Below are 12,548 nucleotides of genomic sequence, written 5' to 3' on the forward strand. Positions count from 1 at the left end.
CTATGAAAACCTCTTAATGTTTGCCCGATTTACCCAGCGCCTTGGTCACCAGTTTTTCGTAGAGTTCGGCGTACGGTTCGACCGCCTTGCACCAGTTGAAAGGCGCGGCCATGGCCCGGCAGCGCATGGCATTGAGCAGGTCGGGGAAGGCAAAAACCTTGAAGGCCCGGCTCAGGGCTTCCTCGTAACTTTCGGCCGTGGATTCGTCGAACAGGAAACCGGTCACGCCGTTTTCAATGGTGTCGGCCAAACCACCGGTGTTGCGTGCCACCGGCAACGAACCGAAGCGCTGGGCGTACATCTGGCTCAGCCCGCAAGGCTCGTAACGCGAAGGCATCAGCAGGAAATCACTGCCGGCGAACATGCGACGGGCGTCGGTCTCGTTGAAACCGATGCGCACGCCGATCTGGCCTGGAAAGCGCAGGGCCAGCTCACGCATGGCTTGTTCTTCTTCCGGCTCGCCACGTCCGATGATCGCGATCTGCCCGCCAGATTTGACGATGTACTCGGAGACGGCTTCGGTCAGGTCCAGGCCTTTCTGATAGACCAGTCGCGAAACCACGGCGAACAGCGGACCTTCACTATCGTCCAGGCCGAACAGCTCACGCACGTGGGCGGCGTTGACCGCTTTGCCTTCCCAGTCGCCAATTTTGAAAGGGCAGAACAGGTGCGGGTCAGTGGCGGCGTCCCAGCTTTCATCGATGCCATTGGGAATACCACTGAGCAGACCTTGCTGGGTCTTGGCGGCAAGAAAACCGTCGAGACCGCAGCCGAAGGCCGGGGTGGTGATTTCCTGGGCATAGGTGGCGCTGACGGTGGTGATGTGGCTCGAATAAGCCATGCCGGCCTTGAGGAACGACATCTTGCCGTAGAACTCCATGCCTTCCTGTTGCAAGGCATGCAGGGGAATACCCAGTTCCGGGCACGACCCCAGACTGGTCACGCCCTGGTAGGCGAGGTTATGAATGGTGAACAGCGTCGGGGTGCGCTGTCCACGCCAGTGCATGTAAGCGGGTGCCAGACCGGCAGGCCAGTCATGGGCGTGCACCAGGTCCGGGCACCAGTGAATTTGTGCAAGGTTGGCGGCGATATCGGCGGCGGCCAGGCCCAGACGGGCGAAACGGATGTGGTTGTCCGGCCAGTCGCGACCGTTGTTGGCACCGTAAGGAGAACCCTCGCGCTCGTAGAGTTCGGGGCAGATCAACACGTAAATGACCAGACCGTCGGGCATGTCCATGCGCCCGATTTTGCAGGGGGGCAACGCGGCGTGACCACCGAGCTCACCAATGATATGAATCGGGTTCTCGCTGTGCAGCACTTGCGGGTAACCGGGGATCAACACGCGCACATCGTGCAAATGAGCCATGGCTCGCGGCAGCGCTGCGGAAACGTCGCCCAGACCTCCGGTTTTCACCAGATCGGCAATCTCCGAGGTGACGAACAGGACTTTCTTCTTGTTGGGATTCTGACTGGCCACCGGTGCCAGCGTCTTGGTGCCGGGGACGCTGATCGATTGGTGGCTTGGGGCGCTCACGGCGCTCGTTTCGCCGACCTGCTGATGAGCACGTTCTCCCTGAATATCTAAAGCCGCACTGATCATATGAATCTCCCGTGTTGTTGATCTAATTCTTAGGTCTGGCACAAACGGTGTTTCGTGGCCAATTCCTGTGGCCGGGCGCAAACGCGCTACGCATCGGTGAGCAAGCGCTGCCAATACGATGAAGCAGAATGGCTGTAGAGATCGTTGCAAGGATTGCACCAGTCGCAACGCACCTCCTTTTAAGCTGACCCGTCACGACCGGCAAAAGTTTCGACTTTCTTTCCGCTTTGTGACCGACCGGTTTCGCCCCGCGGAACTGAGTCTAGGCCAGAACTTAGAGCGTGTGAGGCCAGATGGCAAAATTGTTCGACAATCGGTTTAAAGAGGTACGGACGTACCGCCTGGAGGGAGAAACGCACCGACGAAGGGCATGTTTTTTTACCTTTTTGCCTCAAAAAAAAGTCGAGATGTCACATGAATGTGCGAAGCGCGGCAATGCTCGCGCACCGTTGTGGTGCGCAGGCTAAGTCCCGTCTTTGGCTGAACCGCTGCCTTACGGTCCGCCTTGATGCCTTGTTATAGTCCGGGCCTCATTTTCTGCCCGGTAAAAGGATCACTGCCATGTCTCAGTACACTGCGTTCACCGTCGAACTGGCCGATAAAATCGCCCATGTGCAGATCAACCGGCCGGAAAAGATCAATTCGATGAATGCCGCGTTCTGGAGCGAGATCATCGAGATTTTCCAGTGGGTCGACGACACCGACGAAGTCCGGGTGGTGGTGCTCAGTGGTGCAGGCAAGCATTTTTCTTCCGGCATCGACCTGATGATGCTGGCCGGCGTGGCCAATGAACTGGGCAAGGACGTGGGTCGCAACGCGCGCCTGCTGCGCCGCAAGATCCTCGCCCTGCAAGCGTCTTTCAATGCCGTCGACAATTGCCGCAAGCCGGTACTGGCGGCGGTTCAGGGTTATTGCCTGGGTGGCGCCATCGATCTTATTGCTGCCTGCGACATGCGTTACGCTGCTGAAGACGCGCAATTCTCGATCAAGGAAATCGACATCGGCATGGCCGCCGACGTCGGTACCTTGCAACGCTTGCCGCGGATCATCGGTGACGGCATGCTGCGTGAACTGGCTTACACTGGTCGCACGTTCGGTGCCGAAGAAGCGCGTGGCATGGGCCTGGTCAATCGTGTTTACAGCGACACCGCCAGCCTGCTTGACGGTGTCATGGGCATTGCCCGCGAGATCGCCAGCAAGTCGCCGATTGCGATCACCGGCACCAAAGAGATGATCAGCTACATGCGCGACCATCGCATCGATGACGGCCTCGAATACGTCGCCACCTGGAACGCCGCCATGCTGCAATCCAACGATTTGCGCGTGGCCATGGCCGCCCATATGAGCAAACAGAAACCCGAATTTCTGGATTGATTAAAAATGACTCCACGCTGGACCACTGCAGTACTGGACACCGACCAACCGGGCGGCTGGGCGGTAGCGCGCAGCCCCGAAGGCTTTCTGTTCGATGACAATGGCGCGCTGTTCCCCCGCGAATGGCTCAAGCGCCAGGACCTGTCGATTCTCGCCGAACATGGCATCGGTCACCTGGACGGCGAACCGGTCTATTTACTGGAGCTGCGCAATCACAGCGACGTGCCGGGCTGCAACTGGAAAGGCCTGCGGGCGTTCATGCTCGAAGGCGACCATACGGTTTACAAGGTGCTCGGTTATGCCGCGCAAATCGGCACCTGGGCCCGCGAACACCGTTTTTGCGGTAACTGCGGGCAGGCGATGACCCAGGTGACCCGGGAACGGGCGATGTATTGCGAGCCGTGTGATTTACGCAGCTACCCGCGCATTTCGCCGAGCATGATTGTGCTGGTGACCCGGGGCGATGAAGTCCTGCTGGCCCGTTCGCCGCGCTTTGTCACCGGGGTCTACAGCACGCTGGCGGGGTTTGCCGAGCCGGGCGAGTCGGCCGAAGACTGCCTGATTCGCGAAGTCCGCGAAGAAGTGCAGATCGAGGTCAAGAACATCCAGTACATGGGCAGCCAGTGCTGGCCGTTCCCGCATTCGATGATGCTGGGTTTCCATGCCGAATACGCCGGCGGCGAGATCGTGTGTCAGGAGGACGAGATCGAAGACGCCCAGTGGTTCAACGTTCATGAGCTGCCGCCGTTGCCGGCGTCACGCTCGATTGCCCGTTACCTGATCGACGTCTATGTGGCGCGGCGCTTAGGCCACGCTGAACCAGTGTTGCCAGGCTAACCGCACGGTCAAGCCCAGCACCACGGTGATGAACACCGGGCGAATGAACTTCGCACCGCCGCTGATGGCGGTGCGAGCCCCGAAGAACGCCCCGATCATCACCGACAGGCCCATGCTCAGGCCAATGATCCAGTCCACCTGCCCGGAAAACACGAACACCGACAGTGCCGCAATGTTGCTGACGAAGTTCATGCTGCGCGCCACGCCGCTGGCCTTCACCAGGTCGATGGGGTACATCAGCATCGTGCTGACGGTCCAGAACGCACCCGTGCCGGGACCGGCCACGCCGTCGTAAAAACCCAGGCCGAAGCCTTGGGTCGATTGCCACTTTTTCTTGATCGGTGCGTCGCTGTCCAGCGGCGCTTTCGGCGTGCCGCCAAACAACAGATAGACGCCGCAGCCGAAAACGATCACCGGGAGCATCTTGTTCAGCCATTCCGCCGGCAGGTAGTGAGCGACCACGGCACCGGTCAGCGCGCCCACCAGCGTGCCGACAATGGCGTGCATCCACTGCCTTGGATGGAACAGCTTGCGTCGGTAGAAGGTGAAACTGGCGGTGGCCGAGCCGAACGTCGAACTGAGTTTGTTGGTGCCCAGCACCAGATGCGGCGGCAGGCCTGCGGTCAGCAGCGCCGGAGTGGTCAACAAACCACCGCCGCCGGCAATGGCGTCGATGAAACCGGCAATGAAAGCGACGAGGGCCAGAATGGCCAGGGTGGTGAGGTCAACGCTGAGTTCGAAAGGCATGGAATCGGCTTATTCGGCGGGGTGCAGGACAGGGCTGCGGGGAAGGGCCGATATCTTACGCATATCCACCCTTTGCGGCGACCCGTCCGGCCCCTTCGCGAGCAAGCCCGCTCCCACATTCAACCGTGTTCCCATAGAAGAATGCAGTCAAATGTGGGAGCGGGCTTGCTCGCGAAGGCGTCCTCCCTGGCGCTACATCACTTGATCTGTGGCCCATTCCCGATCTGCCACACAAACGGCGGCTCTGTCCCGTTGATCGCCCAATCCCCGACAATCCGTGCCTTGTAGATCACCGGATTGTGCGACGACACCGTCCGCGCATTGCGCCAGTGCCGGTCCAGCGATTTACCCACGCGAGTATCCGAAGCCCCCAGTGCGTTGAACAGTTGCGTGGTCGCTCGCTGGATCAGCTCCGACACCACCACCTGCGCCTTGGCCGATTCGATTTCCGCCGCGACATTCGCCGCCTGTTCCAAGGCGTCATCACCCGAGAATCGCGCCAGATAAGCCCGCTGCGCCGGTTGCGCAGCCTTCAATGCGCTGGCTTCGGCCGCATACACCAGTGCCGCGATTTCACCGACCACTTGCTGCACCTGCGAATCCTGGCTGACGTGCTGCGCATTGCCATGGCTGTAGATGCGTTTGCGTTCACGCACCTGATGAGCCACATCGCGCAACGCCGCACGACCGATCCCGGCCAGGGTCGCCAGCAGCACCAGTTGATAAAAAGCGGTCTGGTATTTGAAGCGGGTGGCGAAGTCGAGGATGTTCTCGGCCTCCACGTCGGCATCGATAAACCGTGAAGTACCACTGCCGGTAGTGCGTTGGCCGAAACCGTCCCAGTCGTCGCTCTGCACGATGCCCGGCTGACGAGTGCGGACCGCAGCAATCACGTCGCCGCCGGTGTCGCTGCGTTGCGCGTACACGTCGATCCAGTCGGAAAACAGGCTGCCGGTGCTGTAGAACTTCTCGCCGTTGAGCCGCCACTGATCGCCATGAGGCGAGACTTTGGTGATGACGTCGCCAATCGCTACGCTGCCGATTTCGGTCCAGGCATTGCCGGCGATGTCACCGTCGACGAAGCGTTTGAACCACAGATCCCGCGCCGGCCCGGGCGTCGAGTTCAAGCGATCCTCGGCAAAGGCGAAGTGCCCGCGCAGGGCCTGAGGCACGTTGGAATCGGCTTCGGCCAATTCGATCAGCAGCTCAAACAGTTGTGGCAGGGATGCACCGCCACCGCCGTATTCAACCGGAATCCGTACGGCGCCGAAACCGGCGTCCTTGAGCCACTGAATCGGTTCGTACGGAAGGCTGCGGGTTTGTTCGCGCTCAACGGCACCGGCGGCGATGCGTTGGAAAATCGGCCGGAACCTTGCGGCCAGCGCTTCATAGTCAGTGCCAATGGATAGCGGATTGATTACCTGGTGTTCGGTCATTGGGGCGCTCCTTGGATCGGCAGTAGAAAGTGTTGTGTCTGCCAGGGGCAATTGCATGGTCCATGCCGAAACCCAGAGGCCAGTTATTGCGGGCTGGTCTGGGTTTACTTCGTCTGCAACTGTTGCCCTGTCAACAGCGCAGCAGCAAATTGCCTCAGACACAGCCACATCCCTGTGGGAGCGGGCTTGCTCGCGAAAGCGGTATGTCTGCCAACTAAGATGTTGAATGGCACACCGCTTTCGCGAGCAAGCCCGCTCCCACAGGGTTCTCGCCAGGCTCAAGACAGTCGTGCCACACGCCCCGTTTCAGCGCTGGCACGGTTGCTGCTCTTGCCTCAGGACTTCCCTAAAGTCCCGAGGACATGCCAATGAGTCAGCAAGCCGTCAAATTTGCCTACTGGGTGCCGAACGTCAGCGGCGGGCTGGTGGTCAGCAAGATCGAGCAACGCACCCACTGGGGCATCGACTACAACCGTAAACTGGCGCAACTGGCCGAAGAGGCGGGGTTCGAATACGCCCTGACGCAGATCCGCTTCACCGCCGGTTACGGCGCCGAGTACCAGCATGAATCCGTCGCCTTCAGCCATGCGCTGCTGGCCGCCACCACCCAACTGAAAGTGATCGCCGCGATCCTGCCCGGCCCTTGGCAACCGGCACTGGCGGCCAAGCAATTGGCAACCATCGACCAGCTGACTAATGGCCGGGTGGCGGTGAACATTGTCAGTGGCTGGTTCAAGGGTGAGTTCCAGGCGATTGGCGAACACTGGCTGGAACACGACGAGCGTTATCGCCGCTCCGAAGAATTCATTCGTTCGCTGAAAGGTATCTGGAGCCAGGACAACTTTACCTTTCGCGGCGACTTCTACCGCTTCGACAACTACAGCCTCAAACCCAAACCGCTCGGTCAGCCGGAAATCTTCCAGGGTGGCAGTTCCCGCGCGGCTCGGGACATGGCCGCGCGGGTTTCGGACTGGTACTTCACCAACGGCAACACCCCGGAAGGCATCAAGGTCCAGGTCGATGACATCCGCACCAAGGCGGCGGCCAACAATCATTCGGTGAAAGTCGGCGTGAACGCGTTTGTCATTGCCCGCGACACCGAGGAAGAAGCGCGAGCCGTGCTGGCGCAAATCATCGATCAGGCGGACCCCGAGGCGGTGAATGCGTTTGGCGATGCCGCGAAGCAGGCGGGCAGGGCGTCACCTGAGGGTGAGGGCAATTGGGCCAAGTCGACGTTCGAGGACCTGGTGCAGTATAACGATGGCTTCAAGACCAACCTGATCGGTACGCCGCAGCAGATTGCCGAGCGGATCGTTGCGCTGAAAGCGGTGGGCGTGGATTTGGTGCTGGCGGGGTTTCTGCACTTCCAGGAAGAAGTGGAGTACTTCGGCAAGCGGGTATTGCCGTTGGTGAGGGAGCTGGAAGCCAAGACAGGTGTAACACCCCAAGCCGCAGTCGCCTGAACACCACAAAAACAATGTGGGAGCGGGCTTGCTCGCGAAGGGTCCATCAGATTCAACATCTATGTTGACTGACACACCGCTTTCGCGAGCAAGCCCGCTCCCACATTTGGTCTATGTGAAGTTACAGGCCCAGGTCGGACAAGCTTGGATGATCATCCGGACGACGGCCCAGCGGCCAGTGGAACTTGCGGTCGCTTTCCTTGATCGGCAAGTCGTTGATGCAGGCAAACCGATTGGCCATCAAACCGTTCTCGTCGAACTCCCAGTTTTCGTTGCCGTAGGAACGGAACCAGTTGCCCGAGTCGTCGTGCCATTCGTAGGCATAACGCACGGCGATGCGGTTGCCGGTAAAGGCCCAAAGTTCTTTGATCAGGCGGTAATCCAGTTCCTTGGCCCATTTACGCGTCAGGAAACCTTTGGCTTCTTCGCGGTTGTAGGCGAACTCGGCGCGGTTACGCCATTTGGTGTCCAGGGTGTAGGCCAGCGACACGCGTTCCGGGTCGCGGGAGTTCCAGCCGTCTTCGGCCAGGCGTACTTTTTCGATGGCCGATTCACGGGTGAATGGCGGCAATGGCGGACGAACTTCGGCATTAGACATTAATAGTCTCCCTATCAAAGTAAAGTTCTAGCAAGTTGTCGGGCTTGGTTAAAGTGTTACAGGTCCAATAACTTTCGCGCCATGCATTGCGCATTATCGGCGGCACTGTGATCACCCATGACAAGCGCCACGGTAATGGCACCGTCGATCAGGATCAGCAGCTGTTTGGCCAGCGTCTCCGGGTCTGTGGCGCCATGTTCGGTGCAGAGCTCGCGCACGTAGTCGAGCAGCTTCTGTTTGTGGTCTTTGGCGACCAGGCGAACCGGGTCTTGCGGGTCGCCGGTTTCGCCGCTGGTGTTGATGAATGCGCAGCCACGGAAGCCTTCGGAGGCGAACCAGGCCTTGAGTACGGTAAACAGGTTGAGCAGCCGGTCGGCCGGTGTTTCAGCCTGGTCGACTTCGCTTCTGTACCAATGCATCCAGCGCACATCACGGCGTTGCAGGGCCGCGACGGTGAGCTCCTCCTTGTTGGCGAAGTAGCGGTAAATACTCTTTCTGGAGACGCCGGCGGTTTTCACCAGAAGATCCATCCCGGTGGCAGCGATGCCACTTTTGTAGATCAACTTTTCGGTGACATCCAGAATGATGTCGCGTGTGTCGTTGCTGGTTATTTCGTTCATGTGGCGAACAGTAGAACGATCGTTCTCCTTGGTCAAGCGGATATTTTTGTCGTCTGAAAAATCGCCTTCGCGAGCAAGCCCGCTCCCACATTTGAAATGCGTTCCCTTGTGGGAGCGGGCTTGCTCGCGAAGAAGGGGCCTTTACAGACACTAACAAGACCCAAGGCAATCCATGGTGTAAGCTCTCGGGTTCTTCGGATTCGACCTTTTTGCGAGCCCTATGCCGTCGCTTTTCAAACGCTCTCTGCTGCCCAAACTGCGCAGTTTTCCGCTGACCGCCGATGCCGTCACCATTCTTTCCGGCGCTGCCGAGTTTCGTCGGTGCCTGCTGGAAAAGATCGCCAGCGCCACCCGGCGCATTTATATCGTCGCGCTCTATCTGCAACAGGATGAAGCCGGCCAGGAAATTCTCGATGCCTTGCACGCGGCCAAACTGGCACGTCCGGAACTGGACGTGGTGCTGGTGGTTGACTGGCTGCGCGCTCAGCGCGGCTTGATCGGCGCCGGCAAGCAGCCGGGCAACTCGGCCTGGTACCAGGAAACGACCCGGACTCATGCCAGTGAAGTCCCGGTGTATGGCGTTCCCGTGCAGACCCGAGAGCTGTTCGGCGTGCTGCATTTGAAAGGCTTCGTGATCGACGATTGCGTGATCTACAGCGGCGCGAGCCTGAACAACGTTTACCTGCACAAATTCGACAAGTACCGCTACGACCGTTATCACCTGCTACATAACAGTCCCTTGGCCGATTCGATGCAGCACCTGGTCCAGCACGGCCTGATCGCCTCCAAAGCAGTACATCGTCTCGATTTGCCGAACCTGCCGACCACCCGCAGCCTGCGCAACGACATCGGCGACCTGCGCAGCCGCCTCAAGCACGCGGCGTACGACACCACGACAGGCACCACGGAAAAGGGTGGCTTGTCGGTCAGCCCATTGCTCGGTGTCGGCAAGAACAACCCGTTGAGCCGGGTGATTTGCGAATTGATCGCCAGCGCTCAGCATCAACTGACCATCTGCACGCCGTACTTCAACCTGCCGTTGCCCGTGACCCGGGAAATCAACCGGGCACTGGCGCGGGGCGTGAAGATCGACATCATCGTCGGCGACAAGACGGCCAACGACTTCTACATCCCGCCGAGCGAGTCGTTCAAGGTGATTTCGGCGCTGCCGTACCTTTACGAGATCAGCCTGCGGCGTTTCGCCAAGCGCCATCATCGCAGCGTCGACAGCGGCCAGCTGAACCTGCATCTGTGGCGTGACGGCGACAACACCTATCACCTCAAGGGCATGTGGATCGATCAGCGCTACACCTTGCTGACCGGCAACAACCTCAACCCGCGGGCGTTCCGACTCGACCTGGAAAACGCCTTGCTGATTGATGATCCGAAAGGCGAATTGCTGGAGCCGCGTCGTAAAGAGCTGGCGGAGATTTTCGAGAACACCCGCCGCATCGAGCGTTATCAGGAACTGGAAACGCTGCTGGAATACCCGGCGGGGGTGGCCAAGTTTCTCAAGCGCGTGAGTCGTGTGCGGATCGAGCGGTTGTTGTACCGGATTTTGTGAGCATGGTGGGGTAGGTGCGTCGCCCTCCAAAATGCCTTCGCGAGCAAGCCCGCTCCCACATTAAACCGCATTCGTCTGAACAACGCGGTCAACTGTGGGAGCGGGCTTGCTCGCGAAGAGGCCCGCTTAGACGCTACAAAAAACTTAGTTCAACCCCAACTTCCCACGCAACGTCGACAAATCCTCTGCCAGTGTATTCACCGGCCCGACCAGCGCCTTGCGGTCGTTTTCCTTCACCTTGTCATACGTCTCGAAACCACCGTCTTTGGTTTTGTATTTGGCCAGCGTCTTGTTCACCGTCGCGAAGTTCTTGTCGACTTTGGCAATGAAAGCCGCGTCCTGCTTTTCGATCTGCGGACGGAATAAATCGACGATTTTCTTCGCGCCGTCGATGTTGCCCTGGAAGTCATAAAGGTCAGTGTGGCTGTAGCGATCTTCTTCACCGGAGATCTTGGTCGCAGCGACTTCTTCAAGCAGCGCCGCGGCGCCGCCCACCACTTTTTCTGGCGGGAAGGTCAGGCCGGCGACGCGTGTTTGCAGGTCTTTCACGTCTTTGTTCAAGCCATCGGCCAGTCCGCCAAGGCCCTGGGTGCTGTTTTCCGAAAACAGCGAGTATTCGATGCGGTGGAAACCGGTGAAGTCGGAGGCACCCACGCCTTTTTCGTGGTCATCGACACGGGAGTCGATGGACGCGTCCAGGTCACTGAACAACTCGGCAATCGGCTCGATCGACTCGTAGTAGACGCGGGTCGGGGCGTAGAGCTTTTTGGCGGTGGCCAGGTCGCCTTTTTTCACGGCGTCGGTGAACTGTTGGGTGTGGCTGGCCAGCTCATCGAGCTGTTCCGTCACATAAATCTTGTAGTCCGAAATCGGCCCCACCAACTCCAGCGGTGCCGTCGCCGCGAAAGCCGAAAGTGGGGTGTTGAGCAAACCAAGGGTCAGCAGTAACGCGAGGGGCGACTTTTTCATGGGGCGGTTCCGTGGTGGGGGTTGGTTATGCGGTTGCTTTTGGTTGAAGAGTTGGTTGCGTGGCGTCAAGCAGCGAACGACCGATGAAGTCCTTGTCGCCAATCACTCCGGGCAGGGTGAAGAAGTAGCCGCCGCCAACCGGTTTGAGGTATTCCTCGAGCGGCTCGCCGTTGAGTCGGGTTTGCACGGTGATGAAGCCTTTTTGCAGATCCGCCTGATAGCAGATGAACAGCAGACCCATGTCCAGCTGACCGTTCTTGTTCACGCCGTTGGAGTAGTTGAACGGCCGGCGCAGGATCAGGTTGGCCTGGGTCGCGGCGGTGCGCGGGTTGGCCAAGCGAATATGCGCATCGAGCTTGGTCAGCTTGCCTTCCGGGTCCTTGGCATAGTCCGGGACCTGGGTTTCATGCTCGCCGCCCATGGGCGCGCCGGTGCTCTTGACCCGGCCGAGAATGCTTTCCTGTTCCTGCAGCGGCGTGCGGTCCCAACGCTCGACGAAGTTGCGGATGATTCGCACCGCTTGATAGCTGCCATTGGCCGCCCAGGCCGGTTCGTCGCTGCTTGGCTGAACCCAGACAATGCTGTCCATGACCTTGACATCGTTGGAGTTGGGGTTGGCTGAGCCGTCGCGAAAACCGAGAAAGTTGCGTGCACTTTGCGCTGGCACGCCGGGTTTCGCCGGGGCTTGCGGCGGCACGCTGCCTTCCTGTTTCCAGCGCACCAGGAGCAAGTCCGGCAGGTTTTTCACGATGTCGCGCAGGGCGTGGATGTTGGTGTCGGTGGTGTTGGAGCAGAACTGCAAACTGAGGTCGCCGTGGCAGCAATCGGCTTCCAGCGCATCGTTGGGAAAGCCGACCATGCGGATCAGCCGCTTGGGTTTGGCGGCGGTCAGGCCGAAGCGCTCATCGAACAGCGACTCGCCCACCGACACGGTGATGGTCAGGTTGTCCGGCGTGACTACCGGGCCAAGAATTCCCGAATCCACCGGCGGCAGTTTCGGGTCGACCTGGGTGACCGGGCCGCCCTTCATCAGGAAGGCGATGCGCTCGTTGAGGGTGCGAAACAAACGCTCCAGGTCTCCGCGGTCGCTGGCCAATACATCAAACGACACCAACATGCCGGAGGCCGGGCGCGGGGTGACGATGCCGGTCTGGTGCATGCCGTGGAACGCGTGGCGGTCTTCAGTCTTGTCGCTGCTCGGCGCTTCGGTCACTTGTGCGGGGCTGGCGGCCATGGCCGGGCAACTGAGCGTGGTGCCGGCCAATGCCACGCCGGCGGCGCCCATGCCCATCAATACCCGGCGACGCTGGAGGTTGAATTGCTCTGAATCGTTCATCGGT

General features: G+C 59.7%; 11 protein-coding genes. 4 read left to right on the forward strand and 7 right to left on the reverse strand.

Going from position 1 to position 12,548, the window contains the following annotated elements; translation table 11 throughout:
• Positions 1-13 precede the first annotated feature (13 nt).
• Positions 14-1,600 (reverse strand): glycogen synthase GlgA, encoded by a 1,587-nt coding sequence (gene glgA, locus ASC74_RS28105; RefSeq protein ID WP_056745924.1) that lies wholly within the window; start codon positions 1,598-1,600, stop codon positions 14-16.
• Positions 1,601-2,161: 561 nt separating this feature from the next.
• Here glgA and ASC74_RS28110 point away from each other — a divergent pair.
• Both ASC74_RS28110 and nudC read left to right on the forward strand, forming a co-directional pair.
• Entirely contained in the window at positions 2,162-2,974 is an 813-nt protein-coding gene (locus ASC74_RS28110) for a crotonase/enoyl-CoA hydratase family protein (RefSeq protein WP_056745926.1), read from the forward strand.
• A 6-nt stretch (positions 2,975-2,980) separates the two neighbouring features.
• A complete protein-coding gene (gene nudC, locus ASC74_RS28115; protein WP_056745928.1) occupies positions 2,981-3,811 on the forward strand; it encodes an NAD(+) diphosphatase in 831 nt (276 codons plus the stop codon).
• Here nudC and ASC74_RS28120 read toward each other — a convergent pair.
• Together ASC74_RS28120 and ASC74_RS28125 are read right to left on the reverse strand one after the other, a co-directional pair.
• Complete coding sequence (locus ASC74_RS28120; protein WP_056745930.1) at positions 3,779-4,558, reverse strand: TSUP family transporter; 780 nt, start codon at positions 4,556-4,558, stop codon at positions 3,779-3,781. The two genes, nudC and ASC74_RS28120, sit on opposite strands and share 33 nt — an antisense overlap.
• Positions 4,559-4,755: 197 nt before the next feature.
• Positions 4,756-5,994, reverse strand: a complete 1,239-nt coding sequence (locus ASC74_RS28125; protein ID WP_056745932.1) for an acyl-CoA dehydrogenase family protein — start codon at positions 5,992-5,994, stop codon at positions 4,756-4,758.
• A 368-nt stretch (positions 5,995-6,362) separates the two neighbouring features.
• Between ASC74_RS28125 and sfnG the strand changes: the two genes are divergently transcribed.
• Positions 6,363-7,457, forward strand: coding sequence for a dimethylsulfone monooxygenase SfnG (gene sfnG / locus ASC74_RS28130; RefSeq protein ID WP_056745934.1), 1,095 nt, complete (start codon positions 6,363-6,365; stop codon positions 7,455-7,457).
• A gap of 121 nt (positions 7,458-7,578) precedes the next feature.
• Here sfnG and ASC74_RS28135 read toward each other — a convergent pair whose 3' ends face one another.
• Both ASC74_RS28135 and ASC74_RS28140 read right to left on the reverse strand, forming a co-directional pair.
• On the reverse strand, positions 7,579-8,055 hold the full coding sequence (locus tag ASC74_RS28135) for a nuclear transport factor 2 family protein (RefSeq protein WP_056745936.1): 477 nt from the start codon (positions 8,053-8,055) through the stop codon (positions 7,579-7,581).
• A gap of 56 nt (positions 8,056-8,111) precedes the next feature.
• Positions 8,112-8,675, reverse strand: coding sequence for a TetR/AcrR family transcriptional regulator (locus ASC74_RS28140; protein WP_008152706.1), 564 nt, complete (start codon positions 8,673-8,675; stop codon positions 8,112-8,114).
• 220 nt (positions 8,676-8,895) lie between these two features.
• Between ASC74_RS28140 and pssA the strand changes: the two genes are divergently transcribed.
• Positions 8,896-10,239 carry a CDP-diacylglycerol--serine O-phosphatidyltransferase gene (pssA, locus tag ASC74_RS28145; protein WP_056745938.1) on the forward strand — a complete coding sequence of 448 codons (1,344 nt, stop codon included), beginning with the start codon at positions 8,896-8,898 and terminating at the stop codon, positions 10,237-10,239.
• Between the two features lie 144 nt (positions 10,240-10,383).
• Here the strand turns inward: pssA and efeO are convergent, their stop codons facing one another.
• Together efeO and efeB are read right to left on the reverse strand one after the other, a co-directional pair.
• Positions 10,384-11,208, reverse strand: coding sequence for an iron uptake system protein EfeO (gene efeO / locus ASC74_RS28150; protein WP_056745941.1), 825 nt, complete (start codon positions 11,206-11,208; stop codon positions 10,384-10,386).
• Between the two features lie 25 nt (positions 11,209-11,233).
• Entirely contained in the window at positions 11,234-12,544 is a 1,311-nt protein-coding gene (gene efeB / locus ASC74_RS28155; RefSeq protein WP_056745943.1) for an iron uptake transporter deferrochelatase/peroxidase subunit, read from the reverse strand.
• Between the last annotated feature and the right edge of the window lie 4 nt (positions 12,545-12,548).

It is taken from the genome of Pseudomonas sp. Root329 (genome assembly GCF_001424925.1).
Lineage (GTDB): Bacteria > Pseudomonadota > Gammaproteobacteria > Pseudomonadales > Pseudomonadaceae > Aquipseudomonas > Aquipseudomonas arabinosi.

Bases quoted from the DNA above. Each gene is read 5' to 3' on its own strand.
- sfnG (WP_056745934.1), top strand. From the start codon at position 6,363: ATGAGTCAGCAAGCCGTCAAATTTGCCTACTGGGTGCCGAACGTCAGC.
- nudC (WP_056745928.1), top strand. From the start codon at position 2,981: ATGACTCCACGCTGGACCACTGCAGTACTGGACACCGACCAACCGGGC.
- efeO (WP_056745941.1), bottom strand. From the start codon at position 11,208: ATGAAAAAGTCGCCCCTCGCGTTACTGCTGACCCTTGGTTTGCTCAAC.
- ASC74_RS28120 (WP_056745930.1), bottom strand. From the start codon at position 4,558: ATGCCTTTCGAACTCAGCGTTGACCTCACCACCCTGGCCATTCTGGCC.
- glgA (WP_056745924.1), bottom strand. From the start codon at position 1,600: ATGATCAGTGCGGCTTTAGATATTCAGGGAGAACGTGCTCATCAGCAG.
- ASC74_RS28110 (WP_056745926.1), top strand. From the start codon at position 2,162: ATGTCTCAGTACACTGCGTTCACCGTCGAACTGGCCGATAAAATCGCC.
- pssA (WP_056745938.1), top strand. From the start codon at position 8,896: ATGCCGTCGCTTTTCAAACGCTCTCTGCTGCCCAAACTGCGCAGTTTT.
- ASC74_RS28125 (WP_056745932.1), bottom strand. From the start codon at position 5,994: ATGACCGAACACCAGGTAATCAATCCGCTATCCATTGGCACTGACTAT.
- ASC74_RS28135 (WP_056745936.1), bottom strand. From the start codon at position 8,055: ATGTCTAATGCCGAAGTTCGTCCGCCATTGCCGCCATTCACCCGTGAA.
- ASC74_RS28140 (WP_008152706.1), bottom strand. From the start codon at position 8,675: ATGAACGAAATAACCAGCAACGACACACGCGACATCATTCTGGATGTC.
- efeB (WP_056745943.1), bottom strand. From the start codon at position 12,544: ATGAACGATTCAGAGCAATTCAACCTCCAGCGTCGCCGGGTATTGATG.